The sequence below is a fragment of the Micromonospora sp. NPDC005979 genome, assembly GCF_040614415.1.
In the GTDB taxonomy this organism is placed as follows: domain Bacteria; phylum Actinomycetota; class Actinomycetes; order Mycobacteriales; family Micromonosporaceae; genus Micromonospora.
Genome location: NZ_JBEXUR010000006.1, coordinates 170,278 through 192,338, shown reverse-complemented (window position 1 = coordinate 192,338; position 22,061 = coordinate 170,278). Strand labels below are relative to the sequence as shown.

The window sequence follows — 22,061 nt, the reverse complement described above, 5'->3', positions numbered from 1 at the left end:
TGCGATGCTGTGGTTTGGCCGCGCTCGGGAGCCGGCGTGGTCGTTTCTGCTCCGGAGTCGGGGACGCGCGAGGTGGCCCTACCACCCGCGCCCGGGCAGTCCCCGTCAGCGGCCGCATGCCGATCGCCGTCGGGCGGCCGTCGCGCAGGTCCGGACCCGTACGGTCGGCCGCCCACCCGTGGCCGCGACGGCGACGGCTTCTCGGAGGTACGGATGCGTCGCATCTTCCTGGCTCTCACGACCATCGCCCTGACTACCGCCACGACCGGCTGGGTCGCGACGACCGGCGTCGCCCAGGCGGCGCCGACGCCCACGGCGTCGGTCACCGCAGCGCCGACACCCACGCCGGTCTGCCCGCCGGTGACGCCCATCGGCGGTCGGGTGTCCGCGGCCAGCACCACCAGCCTGACCATCGCCTACTACATCGCGGTCAGCCCGCCGTGCGGCTACCGGCCGCCGATCACGGTCGGTCTCTTCGCCAGCCGCGACGACGCCTACGCGTGGCGGAACCCGGTGGCCGAGTTGGTCTCCGCCGAGCGCGACGGCACCGTCACCTTCGACCGGCTGACCCCCGACACCGAGTACTGGTTCGGGTTCCGCGACTCCGAGGGCAGGTGGGAGCCCTACTACGGGGGGAGCGGCCGGACGGCCGCGCTGACGTCCTGCCGGGCGACCGCCACCATCGACTCCCGCTGGGGCACCGGATTCGTCGCCACGGTTACGGTCCGCAACGTCGGCACGCAGCCGTTGGACCAGTGGCGCGTCTCCTGGCGCTGGGCCGGCGACGAGCGGATCCAGGCGGTGTGGGGCGGTGTCGTCGACCCGGCCGCCGCCGATGTGGTGGTGCGCAACGCGCCGTACAACGGAACGCTGGCGCCGGACGGGTCGACGACGTTCGGTCTGCTCGCGACGGCCAGCGCGCCGCCGGCCGGGCTGACGCTGACCTGCGCGCGCTGATCCGGGGCGACGTACCCGGGGGTCGACGTCGCGTCAGGGTTTGCGGGCCACCGCGCCGTAGGCGTCGATACCCCGGGCGTCGGCCTCGTCCGGACGCCACAGTGGGATCGGCACGAGACCGGGCTCCACCATCGTCAGCCCGGAGAAGCAGCCGGCGAGGTCCTCCGGGCTGCGCAGGATGTACGGGACACCGCCGTTCTCGGCCAGCCGCTGCGCGCCGGAGACCACCTGCGGGCTGGTGTTGGTGCCGTCCCAGAGCACCAGATGGCTACCGGAGGCGGTCGCGCCCATCGTCCGATCGACGATCGAGCGCACCACCTCCAGATCCGGCTCGTACCCCAGCACGCCCATGAACATGACGGCGATCGGCTGGTCGAAGTCGAGCGTCCGCGCCGCCTCGGTGAGGATGGCCTCCGGGTCGTGGTAGTCGGCCGGCACGTACGTCGTGACACCCTGGACGGTCGTGCTGGCCAGCAGCGCGCGGGCGTGCACGAGAACCATCGGATCGTTGTCGACGTAGACGATCCGCGCGTCGGGCGTGATGCCCTGGGCGACCGCGTGGGTGTTCTGCATGGTCGGCAGGCCGGTGCCGATGTCCAGGAACTGCCGGATGCCGGCCTCGGCGGCCAGGTACCGGACCGCCCGGACCAGGAAGCGGCGGGAGTGCTGCGCCATCAGGACGATCTCCGGGTAGACCTCGGCGACCGCGTCACCGGCCGCCCGGTCGGACTGGAAGTTGTCCTTGCCGCCCATCCAGTAGTTCCAGATCCGCGCCGCGTGCGGCACGTCGGGCTGGAGTGTCGCGGTGAGTTCGGCATCCGGGCCGGCCATGCCAGGCTCCTATCGAGGGATCCGTCGGGGTGAAACGGATTGTCCACTATCGACGCCGCCGGCCCCGACCGGGTCGCCCGCGACCGGGACGGGCGACCCGTCGACGTGTCACGGCGCTTCGACGACCTCCCGGCCCAACGGCCAGAACGCGGCCGGGACGAGCTTGAAGTTGGCGATGCCGAAGGGGATCCCGATGATCGTCACGCAGAGCGCGATGCCGGCGAGGATGTGGGACAGGGCCAGCCACCAACCGGCCAGCACCACCCAGAGCACGTTCGCCAGCCCGGAGCCGACGCCCGCGCCCGGTTTGGGCACCAGCGTGCGGCCGAAGGGCCACAGCGAGTAGACGGCGAGGCGCAGCGCGGCGACGCCGAACGGGATGGTGACGACCAGCAGGAAGCAGATCAGCGCGGCGAAGCCGTAGCCGATCGCCAGCACGAGGCCGCCGCCGAAGATGAGCCACAAGACGTTCAGGACGAAGCGAATCACCCCTTGAGCATGAGCGATGCTCGCCACCGGGTCCGGGCCGCCTGCCGGGCTTCAGTTCGACAGGCCGCCGCAGGCGATCCCGTCGATCGTGCACGCCGTCGGTGTCGCGCCGACCGCCGCGCCGTTGACCCGGAAGGTCACCCGCGTCGAGCCGCTGCCCGGGACCTGCCCCACGCTGCCGTCCGGCACGAACGTCCACACCGCGCCGTCCTGGGTGGCCCGCGCGCCCTCGACCGCGCTGACCCGCAGCGACTCCCGGGGCAGCGTGATGGTCAGCGTCCACCCGGTCGCCGGCACTGGCCCCGGATTGCTGATCGTCACGGCCGCGCCGTAGCTGAGCAGCGCGTTGTCCTCGATGACAAAGTCGGCGGCGAGAGCGGCCGGGGTCGGGGAGGCCGACGAGGGGGTCACGGCCGGCGCGCTGGACGGCGGCTCGACGGGTGGCCGCGCGGCGCTGGCCGAGGGCGACCCCACGGTGGTCGGGCTGGTGGCGGCCGGCTGTGCCTGCCCCCGGGGCGTACCGGGGCCCGGCGTGCCCAGCTGGTCCACCGACGGGGGCGCGTCCAGGGTCACCGGCGCTAGCTGCTCCGGGGTACGCACCACGCTGACGATCGAGACCACCGTCGCCACCACCACCCCGAGCGCCGCGAACACGGCGACCCAGGTGGCCCGCGACACGTCGGCCTGGCCGGTGACCACCCGCCGCACGGCTGCGGCAGCGGCCACGATCCGGTCCAGCAGGATGATCGCCACAGTACGCCGTGGCTGCGGCGGTGTTGCCGGCACTGCCTCTCTCCCCTTCACTTCGTCGCCGGACGCCCGCCCGCGACCGCCGGGTCGCGGTGGCACCCGAGCGGTCACAGGGCGCGCAGCCCGACGAGTATCGACTCGAGCAGCTCCTGCGACGGCAGCTCCGACAGCGACGGCGGTTCGTGCGTCTCGACCAACCCCGCCCCCAGCAGGTCACCGAGGAGGACCCGAACGGTGCCGAGGGGCAGATCCAGCTCGGCGCTGACCTCGGCCACCGACACTGGATGGTGACACAGCTCGACGATCCGCGCCTGTTCGGGGAAGAGCGACGTGGGCGACGTCGCCGACCGCCGCGCGACGACCAGTGAGATCAGGTCGAACCGGCCGCGCTCGGGCGTCGTACGCCCACCGGTCATGGTGTACGGACGGGCGACCGGGCCGGCGTCGTCGTCGTACCACGCCTCGTCAGCGGAGCCGGCGCTGGGCACCAGAATCTCCGCTCCTCGCCGCGGCGGCGGTCTCCAGGCGGATCGGCAGGTGCCGTTCGGCCTGCCCGACGAAGAGCGCGACCTCGTACGCCATGTCGCCCACCTCGACCTCGTCGCCGGAGATCCGCACGGTGAGGATGGTCCCGTTCGAGATGGTGGCGACGAAGAGGAACGCCCGCGACATCTGCACCACGATCTGGCGCAGCGCGCCCGCGTCGCAGGTCCGGGTGGCGGCCAGTCCCAGCGCCAACAGGCCGGCAACGATCCCGGAGATCTCTTCGGCCAGCTTCGCCTGCACCTGCCGGGAACGGCCGAGCGGGAGCCCGTCCGGGGAGAGCACCACGGCGAACTCCGCACCGCGTACCCGGTCGACCAGGCGGTCCAGCGCGCCGGTCAGGCTGTCCTCGGTGACCACTGCGTGCGTCATCGATGTCTCCTCGTTGTTCTCGTGATCGGCAGCTCGACGGTCTCGGGGCCGGCGTTGCCGGGGCCGGGCACGGTCGGCCCGGATTGGCGGATCCGCATCGGCAGACCGTCGGCGCTGCCCGTCGGCCTCGCGTCGGGCGCCTCGACCGCCCCGGGCATCGGCCGGTACGCGGGCCCCGGGGCTGTCGCGTCCGGGCCGCCGGTCACGGTGACCAGCTCGGCCGGCAGGTGCACGATGGCAGCCGTCCCGCCGCGTCGGCTCGGCCGCAGGACGACCCGGGCACCGCACCGGGCGGCCAGCAGGGCGACCGCGTACAACCCTCCGGCGTCGCTCGGCGGGTCGTTCGGCGGGCTGGCGAGCAGGTGGTTCGCCTCGTCGAGCGCGGTGGCGTCGAGGCCGGGACCGTCGTCGACCACCACGATCGCGCAGCCGTGCGGCCGGTGCTCGCCGGTGACCCGGACCGTGGTGTCGGTGGTCGAGAAGGTCAGGGCGTTCTCGATCAGCTCGGCCAACAGGTGCACGACGTCCGTGACGGCGGGGCCGGCGAGCGACCACGGCCAGTGCGGCGCCACCAGGACCCGGTGGTACTCCGGCACCTCGGCGACCGCGCCGCGCGTCACGTCGAGCAGGGGGACCGGGCGTCGCCAGCGGCGCGCGGGCCGCGCCCCGGCGAGGGTGATCACCTTTTCCACGTTGCGGCGGATGCGGGTGGTGAGATGGTCGAGCTGGAACAGCTCGTCGGCCTCCGCGGCGTCGTGTTCCCGCCGCTGCATCGCGTCGAGCAGGTCGAGCTGGTCGCGCAGCAGGACCTGGTTGCGCCGGGTGATCCCCAGGAACAGGTCGGTCGCGTGACGTTCCCGCGCCGGCCCGCCGCCCTGCTGATCGCCGCCGTTCTCGGCGACGGGCGGCAGACGGTCGACGGGTACGTCCGGCGGTTCGTGCCGGCGCTGGTCGGCGCCCGGCGGGGCGTCGTGCGCGTGCTCGCGGCGTACGGCTTTGGCCCAGCCCAGCAGCACCGCGAGTACGGCGATCAGCCCGAGACCCACCACCAGGCCGGTCCGCCCCACGATCACCGCGGCGCCGGGGGTGGCCCGTTCGACGCTCGCGCGGGCGGTCGTCGTCACCAGCTCGTGCAGCGCGCCGAGGGCGGGGTCCGCCGCCGCGCGCCACTCCGGCGCGCTGACCCCACGCAGCGCGTCGGCCCGGTCCGTGCGCAGCAGCGCGTCCTCCACGGCGAGCAGGCCCGCGAACTCGGGGCCTGCCACGAGCCGCTGGTACGCGCGGTGGCCGTCGCCCGGCAGGCCGGCCGTCGCCTCGGCCCGGGCGTACCGCTGGACGGCCACCAGCTCGACCAGCCGGCGGCGCTCCTCGACGCTCAGTCGCCCGCTCAGCACGGCGGCCGTGACCAGGGTGTCCTCCCGGGCCAGCAGCTCACGGGCACGGGCCAGCGCGATCACCGCGCGGGTGTCGACCGCCAGCCTGCTCTCGTGCGCGCCCCACTCCGGTCCGTACACGTCGAAGGCGGCGTCGACGAGCTGGTCGTACCCGTCGACCGCGCCCGCCTGGTCGAGCTGCCCGTCGTCCACCCGGGACCGGATCGCCCCCAGTCCGTTCAGCCTCCGGATCAGGGTCTCGGCCCGGTCGCGGACCGCGCCCGCGCTGAGCAGGCGCAGGTCGTGTCCGTTCCCGAACGCCCGGACCTGCGCCGCCGCCCCGTCGGTCGCCGTCCGTGCCCCGGCCAGCGTGGCCCGCGCGGGCGCGGCGCCGGCCAACGTCTCGGCGGTCGCCCGACGCTCGGTCTGCAGGCTCAGGACCAGCCGGTCGATGGGCTGCCCCAGGGTGTCGGCCAGGGCCCGCACCCGCAGCAGGTCGACGGCGTCCCGGCCGGTCAGGCAGGCCGCGTACGACCACAACGTGAGCAGCACCGCCGCCGTCGCGACGAGCCGGACCCTCGATCGTCGTGCGCGCGTCACGTGGCGCTCCGCCCGGTGCGCCGGCTCATCGGGCCGACCGCTGCGGCCATGGCTGCCCGGCGGCGTCGCTGGCCCGGTCGGCGACCATGGTCCGCAGCAACGCCAGCAGTTCCGCCCGGTTGGCGCAGTGCAGCCGGTTGCGCATGCGCGCCACGTGGTGCTCCACGGTCTTGGCCGAGATGAAGAGCCGGTCACCGATCTCCCGGTAGGTCAGCCCGGCCAGCACCAGTTCGGCCACCTCGTACTCGCGGTCGCTCAGCCCCTGCTGGGTGGGGCCGGCGGCGGCGACGGGCGTGGCGGTCGCGCCGTCGCTCGGGCGCTGCCCACCGGTCGCGCCACCCGGCCGACCCTGGAGCACCCGGGCGCACTCGAGCAGAGTGGTCATCGCCCGCCGGTCCGCGGTGCGGATCGCGGCCTGCCCGGCGAGGCGGGCGCCGTCCCAGCACAGCCCGGTGTCGTGCAGGCCCCGGGCGGCGGCCTCGACCCGCACCGGGTCGACCACACCCCGTAGCACCTCGACCCAGCTCTCGGCGGCCGCGGCGACCACACCGGCGTAGCGGCTGTGCTCGGCGGCGGCGAGCAGGGCGGCGACGTGGTCGTCGGCGGCCGTCGGCTCGCCGGTCAGGATGGCGGCGTGCAGGCCGCTCCAGTGCAGCGGGACGCTCCACAGGGTCGGTGAGCCGAGTCGGTCGAGCAGCGCGGCGCCCTCCCGCAGGTAGGGCGCCAACCGGGCCACGTCACCGAGCCGCGCGCCCGCGATGGCCAACTCGCCCAGCGGCAGCAGCGTGAACAGGTCGACCCCGTGGCGGACCACCGCCTCCAGCGCCTGGCCCCACCCCCGCTTGAGCGCGCCGAGGTCGCTGGTGCGCCGGGCGATGCCCATCCGCAGCGCGGCGGCGAAGAGCAGGTCGCGGGATTCCAACGGGCGTTCGTCGGCGGTGACCGTGGCGAGCCGCTCGGCGGCCGCGAGCGTCTGACCTCGGACCATGAGGATCCAGGCCTGCAACAGCCGGTGCCGGCGGGCCATCAGCGGGCCGCCGACACCGCCGGCCTGCGCGCGGTGCAGGACCCGCTCGGCGATGTCCAGCTCGCCACAGTGCACGGCGGTCAGCGCGGCGAGCGCGGCCGGACTGTCCGGTAGGAGGGCCGCCCGGCCGTCCGGCTCCAACAGGGCGGCGGACTGCACGAGCGCGGAGAGCGCCGCGCTCGGCGTGCCGGTGACGCCCTCGCGTACTCCGTCGGCCATCAGCCGGGCGGCGCTGGCGTGCAGGGTGGGCGGTGCGCCGGCGGGCTCGTCCACGCGCGGCCCGGCGGCGGTCAGGTCGCCGATGGCGAACCCGCCCACGCCGGCGAACGCCACCGACGAGGCGGTGCCCGACCACCGGTACAGCTCGACGCTGCGGCTGGCATGGCCCCGGTGCGCCAGCGCGGTCGCGGCCACCGCGGCCGCCTCGGCGCGGACCGCCGGGTCGGCGGTGGTCAGCAGCCGATCCGCCAGGCGCAGCGCGTCGTCGAGGTCACCGGCGAGCGCGGCCGCGAGAGCCTGCCGGGCGCCGGTCGGGTGCCCGGCCGCGGTGGCGGCGGCGAACAGCTCGGCGGCGAAGGCCGGCTCGTCGGCAAGCGCCTCCTGCGCCGCCGCGGCGAGTGTCGGGGCCGGACAGTCGCCGAGGACGCCCACCGCGAGCAGCGAGCGGACCAGCGGTAGCACCGGGCCGCCCCGGGCGAGCTGCAACTCGGTGAGGCGTCGCCAGAGGGCGCTGCGCTCGGTGGCCGGACTGAGCGTGGTGACGGCCCGGCGGACCAGCGGGGTGAGCCGGCCGTCCGCGCCGATCAGGCCGGCCGCCCGGGTCGTGGCGATCAGCTCGTCGACCGCCTCCGGCTCCTGATCGAGGAGCGGGCCGAGCATGGCCACCGGCAGCGGTACGCCGGCCGCGACCGCGAGCAACAGTCGTCGTACGGGGGCGGGCTGGATCTCCAGCTCCGGCGCGAACTCGAGGACGACGGTCCGGGGCGGCTCGGTCGGGACGGTGGCCAGGCTCGGTGCCGCGCGCAGGCCGCGGGTGAGCCGCTCGACGTCGCGGGGGACGCCACCGGTCTGCGTGTGCACGAAGTCGACGAGTTCGGCGCGCTGGGTCAACTCGGGAACGGCGGCGACGCAGGCCCCGGTCTGCTCCCGGGTGAACGGCCCGAGCAGCACGGCCTGCCCGTCGCGGCGCAGCGTGTCGACCAGCTCGGTCAGGGCTGCCGACCGGGGCCAGGGGCGGTGGGCGACGACCAACCGGTGCCGGCGGGTGGCGACCAGGCGCAGCAGCACGCCGATCCGCTCGTCGTCGAGCAGGTGCGCGTCGTCGACCAGGATCAGGTCGTCCTGGTCGACGGGCTCGCCGGGCCCGGGAACGCCCGTGTGGACGGTGACGCCGGCCCGTTGCTGGAGGCGCGTCAGCTCGGCGAGCAGGGCGGTCTTGCCGTGCCCGGCGGGTCCGGCCAGGCCGACGGTGAGCGGCGCGACCGGATCGTCGGCGACCCGGTCCAGCAGTGACCTGGGCGCCCGGCCCAGCACCAGTCGGGATTCGACGAGGTCTTTCATGATCATGGTGGTCATCCTTCGCGTCCCCGGCTGAGCGTCAGTGCCAGGCGGGACGCCTTCGGCAGGTCGAGGGGCAGGATCCGGACCGGCGGTCGGGGTGGCGGTTCGCCCGGATCGGTGGCGTGGTTCCGGGGTCGCCGCAGAGCCGGGATGCTCGCCCGGCCGCCACCCGGGACGGGCGCCGGATCGCGGACCGGGGCCGGGGGTCCGGGGCGCGGTCGGGGTGACACCACCTGGCAGGCGGCGCTCGCCGCTCCGGTGGCGGCGGTGAGCTGCGCGTCCGGTTCGACCTCGACCGGCACACCGAGCGCCGTGCTGATCAGCTCGGTGACCAGCGGGATGCGGGTCGAGCCGCCGGCCAACAGGACCCCGTCGAGCTGCGTCGGCGTCAGGCCGGCGCCGTGCACGGTGCGCAGTAGGAGGTCCACGGTGGCCTGCACGGTGGGGCGGATCATCGCCTCGAACTGCGCGCGGGTCACCGGTATCCGCGTCGGACCGGTCGGCAGGCTCAACACCACGTCGGCGGCCGGCTCGACGGTCAGCGCCCGCTTGACCCGGTCACACTCGGCCGGCAGGCCGCGCAGGGCCGCCTGGTGGTCCCGCCGCCCGATGGCGGCCAGCTCCCGGGACAGCACGGTACGGACGTGGCTGGCCAGCAGCTCGTCGAAGTCGGCCCCGCCGATCGGGTCGAGACCCTGTGGCGTGCCGAAGCTCTCGTAGGTGCCGCGCGGGGTGCGCCGGACCAGGGCCGCCTCGAAACTGGCGCCGCCCAACGCGTAGACGGCCGCCGTGGTGCCCGCGAAGCCACGCGCCGCGTGACTCTCCGCGACCGTGACCGTGCGGGGGAGCAGTGTCACCGTGCGCAACCCGAGGTCGACGAGCGCCCGGCGCAGCAGCTCCCGCCGGTACGGCCGCCAGCTGGCCGGGTGGCTGAGCACGACCGCCTCGGCCGGGCCGCCTTCCGCGGCGTGCACCTGCTCCACGACCCAGGCCGCCAACTCCGCCGTGAGGGTCTGCGGCGCGCACGCCTCGCCGCCGAGCAGCAGGGGCACGTCGTCGCCGATGCGACGGACGAAATCCCTGCTGGTACGACTGCCGTCGTCGGTGGCGGGCCCGCCGATGTGCAGCGCGCCGTCCTCGGCCAGGTGCAGCACCGACGGTACGAGCGGCGAGCCGGCGTTCAGCGGGACAGCCTCCGGACGCGTCCAGGTACGGCCGTCGCGCCGAGCGACGGCGGCGGCGGTGTTGGTGCTTCCGATGTCTATCCCCAGGACGTACGGCATCCGTCTCTTCTCTTTCCGCGAGTGGCCGGCTGATGGCGATGGCGTCGGCGCTGTCCGGCGACCCACCCCCGGCGAAACCCGCGGGCCCCTACGTTCGTACCAGAGATCACTGCGTGGTCGGCACCCTAATCTGACCGGGACGGTTTCCCCCAGTCCCCCTAACGGGGGAGCCGGCGAATGCCCTAACGCGGCGTGATCGGTTGCGGGCGCAGCCCCGATGTCCGGGACCGCCCCCCGCCATAGCGTTCCTCTCGACGAACGACGGTCGCCGATGCCAATCCGAGGAGAACCGGCACATGGACTCGCAACAGACCCTCCACGACTTCGTGCTCGACCTGCTGACCAACCCCGACGCGCGGTCGGCGTTCGACCTCGACCCGGAGGGCGCGCTGCACGCTGCGGGGCTCAGCGACATCACCGCCGCCGACGTGCAGGACGTGGTGCCGCTGGTGGTCGACTACGCGCCGGGCGCGGGCCTCGCGCCGCTGACCCCGGTGGTCGGGCAGCTCGGCTTCGACCCGCTGGTGACCGACGCCACCGACGTGGTCGGTCAGTTGCAGAGCGTGGCGCAGCAGATCAGCGTCACCAGCTCGCCCTCCGGTGTGGACGTCAAGGCCGGTGTGCTCGGCGCCATCGCGGTCGACCCGTCGACCGTCGCCGCCGGGGTGAGCGTGCTGCCGGGTGTCGGCCTGGGTGTCGGGCCGAGCGGCCTCGACACCGACCTGACCGGGGTGGCCGACGTCGCGCACACGCTCGACGCGGACGTGGTGCAGCCGGTCGACGGGATCGTCGACCCGGTGCTCGGCGGGGCGACCGGTACGGTCGGGGACCCGACCGGCGTACTCGGCGTCACCGACCCGGTGCTCGGCGGTGACGTGACCGGTGGCGTCCTCTCCGGCGTGCACGGTCAGGTCGACGGCCTCGTCGGCTCCCTCGGCGTCCACGACACCCTGGGTGGCCTGGGCCTCGGCGAGGGCGCCGTCGGCGGCGTGGTGCCGCCGGTGGACGTTCCGTCGGTGGTGGGCGGTGTCACGCACCACGTGGACAGTCTCCTTCCCGGGGTCACCGGCACGGTCGGTGACGTGACGGGTGGGCTCACCGACGGTGTGACCGGCGACTCGCACGACGGGGGGCCCGCCTCGTCGGACCACGGGTTGCTGGGCATCACCGGCGGTCTGCTCTGACGGGATTTTCCGTCGGAAGCGGGGGGCCGGGTCGCGTCGAGCAACCCGGCCCTTCCCGGTTTCCTTCCCGGCACCTCTTGCTAATTGAGCCGAAATCCGCACACTTGGTGCGGTGATGGCGGGGATCTGGCTGGACGTACTGGACGAGATCGCCCGGACGTGCACGACACACGGTCGCGGCGATCTGCTGCAGACGGTCCGGCAAAAGCGTGCCCAACTGCTCGACCCGACGTTGCGGGTCCTGGTCGTCGGTGAGCCGAACCAGGGCAAGAGTCAGCTCATCAACGCGATCATCAACGCGCCGGCCTGCCCGGTCGGTGACGGTCGCACCACCGTCCTGCCGACCGTGGTGCAGCACGCCGAAGCCGCCTGCGCCACGATGGTCCAGGCGCCGGCGCCGCCGGCCGGACGGCCAACGGGAGCGCCGGTGGCGACGCTCGCCGAGCGGACCCCCCTGGCGCTCGACCAGGTCGCGGCCGGCGTGTCCGGCGCGGTCGGGCGTCGGCCGGGGGGCGGTCCGGCGTACGTCGAGGTCGGCCTGCCCCGCGCGCTGCTCGCCGCCGGACTCGTGCTGGTGGACACTCCGGGTACCGACGAGGTCGCCGCGCTCGGCGCGGCCGTGGAGGTGGCCGCCTCGACCCGCGCGGACGCCGTGCTGCTGGTCTCCGACTCCACGAGGGAGCTCTCGGTGGCCGAGCTGAACATGCTGCTGCATGTCATGCGCTCGCAACCGAACGTGGTCGTGGTGCAGAGCAAGACCGACCTGGTGGCGGACTGGCGGACGGTCGCCGAGCGCAACCGGCAACACCTCGCCGATGCCGGCGTCGCGGCGCCGCTGATCCCGGTGTCGGCGACACTGCGGCTGCGCGCGGCGGCAGCCGACGACCGTGGTCTCAACGCCGAGTCCGGCTTTCCGGCGCTGATCGCCCGTCTGCAACGGGACCTGGCCGGCAAGGCCGACCACCTGGCGCGGGCGTCGGTGCAGGCGGTGGCCCGTACGGTGGTGGAGCAACTGGCCGCGCCGCTGCGCGCCGAGTTGGCGACGCAGGAGGCCGAGGAGCACTCCGGGCCGATCTCGCGGCTGCACGCGGCCCAGCGGGAGGTCGACGAGCTGCGGCGCTGCTCGACCCGCTGGCAGAACACCCTCAACGACGAGATGGCCGACCTGCTCTCCGACATCGAGTACGACCTGCGGGACCGGACGCGTCAGATCCTGCGGGCGGTTGACGAGGCGTTCGATGAGGCCGACCCGCTCGTCGCCTGGGACACCTTCGACGAGTGGCTGTCGCGCAGCCTGGTCGAGGCCGCGGAGGCCAACCACGAGTGGCTGGTCCAGCGCTGTGACTGGATCGCCCGCCGGGTGGCCGCCCACTTCAACCGGTACGGCTACGACGTGCTGCCGCCCTGGTCGATGACGATGCCGGAGGATCTCGGCGACCGGCTGCCGGACCTGGAACGACCGAGGATCGACCGGTTCACGACGGGTCAGAAGCTGTTCACCGGCATGAAGGGCTCGTACGGCGGCATGCTGATGTTCGGCCTCGCGACCACCCTGGCCGGGATGCCGATGATCAACCCGGTCTCGGTCGGCATCGGCGCCCTCTTCGGCGGCAAGAGCATCCGCGACGAGAGCAAGCAGATGTTGCGCCGCCGGCAGGCGACCGTGAAGACGGCCATCCAGCGGCATGTCGACGAGTTCTTCGTCCGGATGGTCCGGGACTGCCGGGACGCCGCCCGGCAGGTGCAACGGATGCTGCGCGACCACTTCACGGGTCTGACCGAGGAGTTGCAGGAGGCCATCGTGCAGTCGTTCCGCAGCGCGAAGCAGGAGGCCGACACCGACGTCGCCCTGCGCGAGCAGCGGCAGCGGGAGATCCGGTCGAAGATGACCCGCCTCGCCGCGCTCTACGAGCAGTCCCAGCACCTGACCGGCACCCGGTCGACCCCGGTGCTGTTGGAGCCCGGGGCATGACTGTCGGGGTGCGGTTGGACGAGGCGGCCTGGGGGCTGCTGCACCAGGCGCTGGAGGTCTACCAGCACGACGCGCGGGCGGTCGGGCGGTTGCGGCACCAGATCGCGCGGTTGGAGCAGCCGCTGCGGATCGCGGTCGCCGGGCCGTGGCGGGCGGGCAAGTCGACGGTGCTCAACGCGCTGATGGGGGAGGAGGTCGCGCCGGTCGAGGGCGCCGCCGGCGCGTTCACCTGGTACGAGGACGGCGCGTCACCGGGCGCTACCGCCTACCCGGTGGGGCAACCTCCACAGGAGCTGACGGTGGTCAAGTCGGCGACCGGCATGCGGGTGGATCTCGGCTGGCGTGCCGGGGAGGTACGCGACATCGTGGTGCGGTGGCCGACGCGGGCGCTGCGGCAGGTGACGCTCGTCGACACCCCGGCGCTCGGTACGGTCGACGAGCAGGGGCACGCGCCGGTGCTGGACCGGGTGCTGGCCGAGGCGGACGCGGTGTTGTTCCTGACCCGGGATGGCCGCGACAGCGATCTGCGGGTGCTGGAGTCCGGTCGGGACAGTGCCGTCGGGCAGGCCGCCCCGGTCAACGTGATCATGGTGTTGTCCCGGGCGGACGAGGTCGGCGGTGGCCGGATCGACGGGCTGCTCACCGCCCGACAGTTGGCCCGGCGGCACCACCGCGATCCCCGGGTGGGCGCGTTGGCCGTCAACGTGGTGGCGTGTAGTGGAACTGTCGGCCTCGCGGGTCGGCTGCTCAGCGAGTCCGACTTCGCCGCGTTGGCGACGCTGGCCGGGGTGCCCCGCGCCGGGTTGGAGCCCCACCTGCTCTCCGCCGACCGCTTCGTCCGTGGCGACCTGCCGGTACGCCTCGAACCCGAGGTGCGCGCGGGCCTGCTGGACCGGCTCGGCCTCTTCGGTATCCGGCTGGCGACGACCCTGGTACGCGGTGGGTTCGACACCCGGGTGGCGATGTCGGCCGAGCTGATCCGGCGCAGTGGGCTCACCGAGCTGCGTGAGTCGATGACCCGCTGTTTCGTCGATCGGCGCGACGCGCTCAAGGCGCGCTCGGCGCTGGCCGCCGTGGAGTCCCTGGTGCGGGCCGAGCCGGTCCGGGGCAGCGACGAGTTGATCGGCGCGATCGAGCAGATCCTGGCGGGCGCGCACGAGTTCCGTGAGTTGCGCCTGCTGGTGGCGTTGCGCAACGCCCGTCTCGGTTTCGACGCCGAGTTGGCCGCCGAGGCGCAGCGGCTGGTCGGCGGCGAGGGCGTTTCCCTGGCCGCCCGGCTCGGTGTCGAGCACGAGGCGACCGCCCAACGGCTCTGGGAGACCGCCGCAGACGCCCAGTGGCGGTGGCGGGACCGGGCGGAGGATCCGCTGCTCCCACTGACCCAGCGGCGCGGTGCCGAGGTGGTCGTGCGTAGCTGCGAGGGGATGCTGGCCGAGCTGGCGGCGGGCGGGCGCTGAGCGGCCGCGAGTCCACCCGGGACGCTACGGGCGCGTTTCGCGGCGATCAACCCATTGACAGGGCCGTGGTTGCCCGGAAGCATCTGCCCAACATCCACCGGATCTGCCCTCGCTTGTCAGGCACGCCCGATGACAACGATGTCAGAGCTGGTCCACCCTCCACTGCCACCCAGACGCTCGACGTACTCGACCGGATCGAGTCGAAAGGTCCCGCCCCCATGCCGTATCTCCCCCGTACGCGCGCCGTCTCCCTGCGGATAGCCGTGGCGACAACCGCCGCCCTGCTTCCCCTGGGGATGGTCGTCGCCGCGCCGCTGGCCAGCGCCGCGCCGAGCGCCCCGCCACCGGGCGCCTTCCGTTCCTCGTTCGAAACGGCCGACCCGCAGCCCGCCACGAGCACCGTCGAGGTCGACCGCTCGGGTCGGCCCGTGCAGGGCAACCTCAGCGGGTCGAGCGACGCGAACCTGCCCGGCAGCTTGCTCGGCCAGGTCGAGGCCACCACCGCGAGCGCCCAGAACCCGCCGAACGAGATCGCGGCGAACCTCGCCGACGGGAATCCGTCGACCAAGTGGCTGGCGTTCGAATCGACCGCGTGGGTGACGTACCAGCTGGCCAAGCCAGCGGTCGTCAAGCGGTACGCGCTGACCTCGGCGGACGATGAGCCGGGCCGCGACCCCCGCGACTTCACCCTCCAGGGGTCCACCGACGGCAGCGCCTGGGTCGACCTGGACCGCCAGACGAAGCAGAGTTTCGCCAAGCGGTTCGCCACCAACAGGTACGGCGTCACCAACACGACGGCCTACGGCTGGTACCGGCTGGTGGTCTCCGCGAACTCCGGCGACACTCTCACCCAGCTCGCCAGCTGGGACATCAGCGACGGCTCGGACGTCCGACCGCCGGCCACGCCCATGGTCACCGAGATCGGCCCCGGCCCGGCCGGCGGTTACACGACGAAGCCGGGCGTCGGCTTCACCGGCCTGGCCGCGCTGCGCTACTACGGTGGCGCCCAGACCGGCGGCCGCTCGTACGCGACGAACAAGCTGTTCGACGTCGACATCCCGGTCGGGCCGAACACCCGCCTGTCGTACCGGATCTTCCCCGAGTTCACCGGCCAGGACGCCCGCTACCCGTCCACCTACGCCTCGGTCGACCTGCACTTCACCGACGGCAGCTACCTCAGTGGACGCTCGGCCGTCGACCAGCACGGCAACCCGCTGACCCCGGCCGGTCAGGGCACCTCGAAGGTGCTCTTCGCCGACCAGTGGAACGCGGTCAGCGCCGACATCGGCGCCGTCGCGCGCGGCAAGACGATCGACCGCGTCCTGCTGGCGTACGACGACCCGCAGGCCACCGAGGAGACCCTCTTCCAGGGGTGGCTCGACGACGTCGAAGTGACCCCGAACCCGGCGACGATCGACGGCTCCCGGCTCACGAACTACGTCGACACCCGACGAGGCACCAACTCCACGGGCGGGTTCTCGCGGGGCAACAACCTGCCGATCACCGCCGTACCGAACGGGTTCAACTTCTTCACCCCGGTGACCGACGCGACCTCGGACTCCTGGGAGTACGACTACCACCGCGCCAACAACGCCGCCAACCTGCCCACGTTGCAGGGCCTCGCGATCTCCCACGAGCCCAGCCCCTGGATGGGCGACCGCAACCAGATGTCGGTGATGCCGGTGGCCGGCGACGGCCCCCTCACCGGGCCACCCGCCAGCCGGGCGCTGGCCTTCCGCCACGACGACGAGACGGCTCGGCCGGACCTCTACCGGGTCGCGCTGCAGAACGGCCTGGTCGCCGAGATGTCGCCGACCGACCACGCCGGCATCATGCGGTTCACCTTCGGGCCGGGACCGTCGACCGGAAGTCTCGTCTTCGCCAAGGGCACCTTCACCCTCGGTACCGACAGCACGTTCACCGGCTGGGTCGACAACGGAAGCGGCCTCTCGGCCGGACGTAGCCGGATGTTCGTGTCCGGCGAGTTCGACCGCGCGCCGACGGCGGTCACCGCGACGTCCGCGACCTTCGACGTCTCGGCGAACCGTCAGGTGACGATGCGGATCGCGACCTCGTTCCTCTCCGTCGAACAGGCCCGCCGCAACCTCGACCTGGAGGTGACCGGACGGAGCTTCGACGCGATCCGCGACGCCGCCACCGCCGCCTGGAAGGACCGCCTCGGCCGGGTCGAGCTGCGGGGCGCGACCGAGACGCAGCTCGTCACCATGTACTCGAACCTGTACCGGCTGAACCTCTACCCGAACTCACAGTCGGAGAACACCGGCACCGCCGCCGCCCCCCACTGGCAGTACGCCAGCCCGGTGTCCGCGCCGACCGGCACGTCGACCGCCACCCGGACCGGCGCGAAGATCGTCGACGGGCAGATCTACGTCAACAACGGGTTCTGGGACACCTACCGCACGGTGTGGCCCGCGTATTCGCTGCTCTACCCGGACGTCGCCGCGAAGATCTCGGACGGGTTCGTCCAGCACTACCGCGACGGCGGCTGGATCGCCCGCTGGTCGTCGCCCGGCTACGCCGACCTGATGACCGGCACCAGCGCGAACGTGGCCCTGGCGCAGGCGTACCTCACCGGGGTCAAGCTGCCCGACCCGCTCGCGGCGTACGACGCGGCCGTCAAGGACGCGACCGTCGCGTCCGGACGTGGCGCGGTCGGCCGCAAGGGCATCGAGACGTCGCTGTTCCTGGGCTACACGCCGACCAGCACCGGCGAGTCGGTGTCGTGGGCGCTGGAGGGCTACATCAACGACTACGGCATCGGCAACATGGCCGCCGCGTTGGCGAAGGACCCGGCCACGCCGAAGTCGCGGCGCGACCAGCTCACGGAGGAGTCCCGGTACTTCCTGGAGCGGGCCCGCAACTACGTCCACCTCTTCGACGCCAAGACGAAGCTCTTCCAGGGCCGCGACGCGGCCGGCACGTTCCTCGCCGGTGACCCGCTGGACTGGGGTGGTGTCTACACCGAGACCAACGGCTGGAACTTCGCGTTCACCGCACAGCAGGACCCCCAGGGCCTGATCAACCTGTACGGCGGGCAGAAGGCCCTGCGCGACAAGCTCGACACCTTCTTCGCCACCGCAGAGAACGCCGACCGCCCCGGTGGATACGGCGGCATCATCCACGAGATGATCGAGGCCCGCGCGGTGCGGATGGGGCAGCTCGGCATGAGCAACCAGCCGTCGCACCACATCCCGTACCTGTACGACGTCGCCGGCGCTCCGGCGAAGACCCAGGCGGCCGTGCGCGAGATCCTGCGGCGTCTCTACGTGGGCAGCGAGATCGGTCAGGGCTACCTGGGCGACGAGGACAACGGCGAGATGTCGGCCTGGTACGTCCTCAGCTCGCTGGGCATCTACCCGTTGCAGGCCGGGTCGACCCACTGGGCGATCGGCTCGCCGCAGTTCACCCGGATGACCGTCCGCCGCCCGACCGGCGACATCGTGGTCAACGCCGCGAACAACAGCAACCGCAACGTGTACGTGCAGAGCGTGAAGGTCAACGGCAAGAAGCAGCGCGACGTCTCGGTCGAGGTGTCCGCGCTCGCCAGGGGCGGAACGATCGACTTCCAGATGGGACCGAACCCGTCGTCGTGGGGCACCGGTCGGGACGCCACGCCCCCGTCGCTGACCAAGGGCGACGCCGTACCGCAGCCGTTGCAGGACGTCACCGGGCCGGGCCTCGGCACCGCCACCGTCAGCGGCGGTCCGGACGCGTCGACGCTGTTCGACGACTCGTCCACCACCCAGCTGACGACGTCGTCGGGCACGCCGCAGATCGGCTGGGCGACCCGGGGCGGCCGGCAGAAGCCCACCTACTACACCATCACCTCCGGCGCGACCGCGGGCGACCCGGCGGACTGGCGGTTGCAGGGCTCCACCGACGGCCTGACCTGGAGCACGCTGGACGCGCGGGCGGGCGAGGTGTTCCGCTGGCGCAACCAGACCCGGCCGTTCCGGATCGACAAGCCCGGGCGGTACTCCCAGTTCCGCCTCGTCGTGACGAAGACCGTCGGCGCGGCTCAGCCGACCCTTGCCGAGATCGAGCTGCTCGCCGGGGGGGACCTCGACCTGAGCGGCGGTGACATCACGGTGACCGCCACCGATGGCGTGCACGCCCGCTCCGGCGCGCCCGCCACGATGGCCCTGGCCACGGTCACCGGCGGCGTCGCCGACGACTACCGGGCCACGATCGACTGGGGTGACGGCTCACCGGCCACCGAGGGCACCCTGACGCTGAGTTCCCGGGAGGTCTACCGCGTCAGCGGCGAGCACACCTACGCCACGCCGGGCTACCACCAGGCGAGCGTCACGGTGACCGACGGCGTCGGTCAGGGCTCGGTGACGGTCGGCGTCGACGTCGCGTACGCGGCGAACTCCGGCCTCACCGCGGCGTTCGACACCGTGTGTGTCGGCGACGAGGGCACCCTCGCGGCGGACTGCGACGCGAAGTCGTGGGCATACTCGCGGGCGGCACTCGCGGCGGCCGGCGTGACCCAGGGGCAGCGGCACCAGGTGCCGGGCACCGCGCTGGGCTTCACCCTGCCGCAGGTCCCGGCCGGGCAGCCGGACAACGCCACCGGCAACGGCGCGACGATCGCCCTGCGCCTGCCGGCCGACGCCCGGAGCATCTCGTTCATCGGCGCCGGTACGCAGGGCAACCAGGCAACGACCGGCACGGCGACGTTCAGCGACGGCAGCACCGCCAGCATTCCGATCCAGTTCAGTGACTGGACGCTGGGCGGCAACGCCAACGGGACGCCGTCGTACGGCAACATCGTCGTCGCGAAGTCCGCGTACCGGCTCAGTGGCACGAGCCGCGACGGCGCCCAGCCGTTCCTGTTCGCCACCACGCCGTACCAGATCCCGGCGGGTAGGACGCTGGTCTCGGTAACCCTGCCGACGCAGACCGGCGACCCGCGCTCGGCGGGCCGGATCCACGTGTTCGCCGTCGCCGACGACGGCACGCCGGCCGCCCCGCTGGTGACCGCCGCCCCGGGCGACCAGAGCGTCGACGCCGGGCAGGTCCTCACGGCGAATCTCGGATCGGTGACCGGCGGTCTCCCCGACACGAGCGGCTACCACGCCCGCGTCCAGTGGGGCGACGGCACGGTTCCGGACGACGCCACGGTCGGTGCGGACGGCGCGCTGAGCGGCCGGCACACCTACGCCCGTGAGGGCACCTACACGGTGCGCGTCACCGCGTGGGACACGGTGTCCAGCAGCACCGCGACCTTCACCGTGACGGTCCGGCGGACCGGGGCGGCCACCACCCTCGCGGTGTCCGGCACGCAGTCGGTCGCCGCTGGCGACGCGGTCACGGTCGTCGGCAGCGGGTTCGCCGCCGGCGAGCGGGTGACGGTGGGCCTCGCGGCCGGCACGACCCGCGAGGTGACGGTCTCGGCGTCCGCGACGGGCACGGTCCGCGCGACCGTCGCGACCTCCGGGGACACGCCACCGGGGCGGTACGCCGTCCGCGCCACCGGCGCGTCCTCCGGTACGCCGGCGACGGCAACCGTGCAGGTGACCGTGGGTTCGACGGACCCGGCCTACCAGCCGCGCCTTTCGTTGCCCACGCCGTCCGCGCCGCGCGGCACGTCGATCACGGTCGACGGCTCCGGCTTCGCGCCGAACGAGGAGATCACGGTCAGCCTCGGCGGCGGCCGTCGGGTCGGCACGGTACACGCGAACGGTGACGGCATCGTCGCCGGCGGGACCGTCGGCGTCCCGGATTCGACGGAGCCCGGAGTCACCAGTGTGACGCTGTCCGGGTCCCGCTCGAAGGCGACGGTGTCCCGACCGTTCACGGTCACGGCGAAGTAAGCCGGAAGCACATCAGTCGGGCGGGCCGTGCTCCACGGCCCGCCCGACGCCCGTTCCAGGCCGCCCGATCTCGACGCCGAGACGCGGGTCGCGCGACCGCCCGTCCCGCATGGCCGTGCCGCTCCCGGCGAGCGGCGGGGCCAGGTTGCGGATGAGGGACATACCGCAGAGTCATATTTATACCTCTGCGGTATATCGCCTCTGCGGTATGTCACTCGGCGGTGCCGGTGCCGACGCCGCGTCCAGGCGCAACTGCCAGCGTGGGCCGTGGGCGGTGAGTCGGACGATCGCCAGCGGCGCGACGTCGAGCTGTCGGTACGTCGCCAGCGGCAGATCCAGGGCATGCACGAGCGCGACCCGGATCACGAGTGGGTGGGTGACGGCCGTGAGCCGTCGGCCGAGGCCACGCTGCGCGTCCAGCCACCGGCCGACGCGCTGGCGTACCGCGACGATCGACTCACCGCCGTGCGGCGTGGCGTCCGGCGTGGACAGCCACTCGCGTAGCGCGTCCGGCCGCTCCGCCGCGATCTCCGCGAGGGGCCGGCCCGACCAGTCGCCGTAGTCACAGTCGGCAAGGGCCGCCTCGACGGTGGGCGCGAGTCCGAAGATCTCGGCGGTCTCGACGGCCGCCGCCGCGGGGCTGGACAGGCAGGCCACCGCGTCACCTTCACGCCGGCCCGTACCAGCGGGGGACAGGGCGAGGGCGGCACGCCGGCCGCCCTCGTCCAGGCTGTCGTTCCCGCCGAACCGGGCCTGCCGCAGGGCGGCGGTATGACCGTGGGCGACCAGCCGCAGGCTGGTGGCGCTCACCCGGCCAGTCGTGCGCCGGCGACCGCGCGCTGGCGGTGCATCAGGGCGGCGAAGAGCAGGCCGATGCCGGTCCACAGCACCATCTGGGTGCCGAGCGAGGCGAGCCGGAAGCTCCACAGCAGCGTCGCGGGGAAGTCGCCGGGGACCTCCTGGAACGACGGCAGCACCACATAGGACACGACGGTGACCAGCAGGAAACCGCCGACCGCCGCGCTGGCCCGCAGCCACACCGGCGCGTGCTCACCCACCGATCGGTAGCCGAGCGAACCGGACCAGACCGCGACCAGGCCGAGTACCACCATCAGCAGGTAGGTGACCGTGCGCTGGTTGATGGTGGACGGGTCGCCGACGGCCGGTGGATTCGGCGGGTACTTGAGGAACGGCACGATCACCGCGCCGAGCAGCGCACCGCCGGCCAGCGACAACCCGGACCGCCCGTCGTCGGCGGTCCGCCGCCGACGGGCCAGCAGGACGTACGCGCTGGCCAGCAGGCCGCCCATGGCGGCGCCGAACAGGCCGGTGGCCAGGAACAGGCCGCCGCGTTGGCCGTTGCGGCCGACCAGGGCCTCCTCGCCGTGCTGGTGCCCGTCGGCGACGGCCTCGGCGTGCTGGTGCCCGTCGGCGGCGGGCTCGGCCTGGGTGGCCGCTTCCTCGATGGCGATGGCCGCCTCGACGTGTGGTTCGCCGACGACGAAGGCGAACGTCCCGGCGAGCAGGCCGGCCACCAGGCCGGCGAGGAGCCCGCGCAGCAGGACCGTGACGAACGTGGGTGCGGTGCCGGTGCCGGTCAGTGGCACGGGACACCGAGCAGGTGCCGGCCGTCGTGCATCAGCTCGTGCAGGTACATCCCGCTGCGCGAGACCGCGCCCTGGTCGAAGGCGACGAGGTAGGTCAGCAGGGCGAGCACGGCGACGGTGGCCAGGACCGTCCACAGGAGACGGGTCGGGACAGCGGGGTGTGCCAGCGGCTGGCTGGACGTGGAGCTGGACATGCGTGAACGAACCTCCTCGGGG

General features: G+C 73.4%; 17 protein-coding genes. 5 read left to right on the top strand and 12 right to left on the bottom strand.

Annotated features, from left to right (window positions below):
* Positions 1-213: 213 nt before the first annotated feature.
* A complete protein-coding gene (locus tag ABZ272_RS12810) occupies positions 214-957 on the top strand; it encodes a cellulose binding domain-containing protein (protein ID WP_355050088.1) in 744 nt (247 codons plus the stop codon).
* 33 nt (positions 958-990) lie between these two features.
* On the opposite strand, the gene ABZ272_RS12805 is transcribed toward ABZ272_RS12810, so the two are convergent.
* The 8 genes from ABZ272_RS12805 to ABZ272_RS12770 form a co-directional block, all read right to left on the bottom strand.
* Positions 991-1,788 (bottom strand): SAM-dependent methyltransferase, encoded by a 798-nt coding sequence (locus ABZ272_RS12805; RefSeq protein ID WP_355050087.1) that lies wholly within the window; start codon positions 1,786-1,788, stop codon positions 991-993.
* A gap of 108 nt (positions 1,789-1,896) precedes the next feature.
* A complete protein-coding gene (locus ABZ272_RS12800; RefSeq protein WP_355050086.1) occupies positions 1,897-2,277 on the bottom strand; it encodes a YccF domain-containing protein in 381 nt (126 codons plus the stop codon).
* A gap of 51 nt (positions 2,278-2,328) precedes the next feature.
* Positions 2,329-3,063 carry a cellulose binding domain-containing protein gene (locus tag ABZ272_RS12795; RefSeq protein ID WP_355050085.1) on the bottom strand — a complete coding sequence of 245 codons (735 nt, stop codon included), beginning with the start codon at positions 3,061-3,063 and terminating at the stop codon, positions 2,329-2,331.
* Between the two features lie 71 nt (positions 3,064-3,134).
* The gene (locus ABZ272_RS12790) at positions 3,135-3,515 is read right to left on the bottom strand and encodes a DUF742 domain-containing protein (protein ID WP_355050084.1); all 381 of its coding nucleotides are present in this window, start codon (positions 3,513-3,515) and stop codon (positions 3,135-3,137) included.
* Entirely contained in the window at positions 3,493-3,942 is a 450-nt protein-coding gene (locus ABZ272_RS12785; protein ID WP_355050083.1) for a roadblock/LC7 domain-containing protein, read from the bottom strand. Before ABZ272_RS12785 ends, ABZ272_RS12790 begins: the two co-directional genes overlap by 23 nt.
* Positions 3,939-5,915, bottom strand: a complete 1,977-nt coding sequence (locus tag ABZ272_RS12780; RefSeq protein ID WP_355050082.1) for a nitrate- and nitrite sensing domain-containing protein — start codon at positions 5,913-5,915, stop codon at positions 3,939-3,941. Before ABZ272_RS12780 ends, ABZ272_RS12785 begins: the two co-directional genes overlap by 4 nt.
* 25 nt (positions 5,916-5,940) lie before the next feature.
* The gene (locus ABZ272_RS12775; RefSeq protein WP_355050081.1) at positions 5,941-8,508 is read right to left on the bottom strand and encodes a LuxR C-terminal-related transcriptional regulator; all 2,568 of its coding nucleotides are present in this window, start codon (positions 8,506-8,508) and stop codon (positions 5,941-5,943) included.
* A 5-nt stretch (positions 8,509-8,513) separates the two neighbouring features.
* Positions 8,514-9,785: an Hsp70 family protein gene (locus ABZ272_RS12770; protein ID WP_355050080.1), complete on the bottom strand. Its 1,272-nt coding sequence runs from the start codon at positions 9,783-9,785 to the stop codon at positions 8,514-8,516.
* Positions 9,786-10,081: 296 nt separating this feature from the next.
* Here ABZ272_RS12770 and ABZ272_RS12765 point away from each other — a divergent pair, with 296 nt between their 5' ends.
* From ABZ272_RS12765 to ABZ272_RS12750, 4 genes are all read left to right on the top strand, one after another.
* Positions 10,082-10,969, top strand: coding sequence for an IniB N-terminal domain-containing protein (locus tag ABZ272_RS12765; RefSeq protein WP_355050079.1), 888 nt, complete (start codon positions 10,082-10,084; stop codon positions 10,967-10,969).
* Positions 10,970-11,084: 115 nt separating this feature from the next.
* Positions 11,085-12,941 carry a dynamin family protein gene (locus ABZ272_RS12760; protein ID WP_355050078.1) on the top strand — a complete coding sequence of 619 codons (1,857 nt, stop codon included), beginning with the start codon at positions 11,085-11,087 and terminating at the stop codon, positions 12,939-12,941.
* Complete coding sequence (locus ABZ272_RS12755; protein WP_355050077.1) at positions 12,938-14,398, top strand: GTP-binding protein; 1,461 nt, start codon at positions 12,938-12,940, stop codon at positions 14,396-14,398. Before ABZ272_RS12760 ends, ABZ272_RS12755 begins: the two co-directional genes overlap by 4 nt.
* Positions 14,399-14,616: 218 nt before the next feature.
* Entirely contained in the window at positions 14,617-20,238 is a 5,622-nt protein-coding gene (locus tag ABZ272_RS12750) for a GH92 family glycosyl hydrolase (protein WP_355050076.1), read from the top strand.
* A 12-nt stretch (positions 20,239-20,250) separates the two neighbouring features.
* Here ABZ272_RS12750 and ABZ272_RS12745 read toward each other — a convergent pair whose 3' ends face one another.
* From ABZ272_RS12745 to ABZ272_RS12730, 4 genes are read right to left on the bottom strand one after another with little or no spacing between them, the layout of a single operon-like run.
* Positions 20,251-20,400, bottom strand: coding sequence for a hypothetical protein (locus ABZ272_RS12745; RefSeq protein WP_355050075.1), 150 nt, complete (start codon positions 20,398-20,400; stop codon positions 20,251-20,253).
* Between the two features lie 15 nt (positions 20,401-20,415).
* Positions 20,416-21,048, bottom strand: a complete 633-nt coding sequence (locus ABZ272_RS12740; protein WP_355050074.1) for a histidine phosphatase family protein — start codon at positions 21,046-21,048, stop codon at positions 20,416-20,418.
* Positions 21,045-21,845 (bottom strand): CbtA family protein, encoded by an 801-nt coding sequence (locus ABZ272_RS12735; protein WP_355050073.1) that lies wholly within the window; start codon positions 21,843-21,845, stop codon positions 21,045-21,047. Before ABZ272_RS12735 ends, ABZ272_RS12740 begins: the two co-directional genes overlap by 4 nt.
* The gene (locus ABZ272_RS12730) at positions 21,836-22,039 is read right to left on the bottom strand and encodes a CbtB domain-containing protein (RefSeq protein ID WP_355050072.1); all 204 of its coding nucleotides are present in this window, start codon (positions 22,037-22,039) and stop codon (positions 21,836-21,838) included. Before ABZ272_RS12730 ends, ABZ272_RS12735 begins: the two co-directional genes overlap by 10 nt.
* Positions 22,040-22,061: the final 22 nt, after the last annotated feature.

Coding starts and splice junctions, on each gene's coding strand:
- ABZ272_RS12810 (WP_355050088.1), top strand. CDS start 214: ATGCGTCGCATCTTCCTGGCTCTCACGACCATCGCCCTGACTACCGCC.
- ABZ272_RS12805 (WP_355050087.1), bottom strand. CDS start 1,788: ATGGCCGGCCCGGATGCCGAACTCACCGCGACACTCCAGCCCGACGTG.
- ABZ272_RS12785 (WP_355050083.1), bottom strand. CDS start 3,942: ATGACGCACGCAGTGGTCACCGAGGACAGCCTGACCGGCGCGCTGGAC.
- ABZ272_RS12775 (WP_355050081.1), bottom strand. CDS start 8,508: ATGATCATGAAAGACCTCGTCGAATCCCGACTGGTGCTGGGCCGGGCG.
- ABZ272_RS12770 (WP_355050080.1), bottom strand. CDS start 9,785: ATGCCGTACGTCCTGGGGATAGACATCGGAAGCACCAACACCGCCGCC.
- ABZ272_RS12765 (WP_355050079.1), top strand. CDS start 10,082: ATGGACTCGCAACAGACCCTCCACGACTTCGTGCTCGACCTGCTGACC.
- ABZ272_RS12760 (WP_355050078.1), top strand. CDS start 11,085: ATGGCGGGGATCTGGCTGGACGTACTGGACGAGATCGCCCGGACGTGC.
- ABZ272_RS12755 (WP_355050077.1), top strand. CDS start 12,938: ATGACTGTCGGGGTGCGGTTGGACGAGGCGGCCTGGGGGCTGCTGCAC.
- ABZ272_RS12750 (WP_355050076.1), top strand. CDS start 14,617: ATGCCGTATCTCCCCCGTACGCGCGCCGTCTCCCTGCGGATAGCCGTG.
- ABZ272_RS12745 (WP_355050075.1), bottom strand. CDS start 20,400: ATGTCCCTCATCCGCAACCTGGCCCCGCCGCTCGCCGGGAGCGGCACG.
- ABZ272_RS12730 (WP_355050072.1), bottom strand. CDS start 22,039: ATGTCCAGCTCCACGTCCAGCCAGCCGCTGGCACACCCCGCTGTCCCG.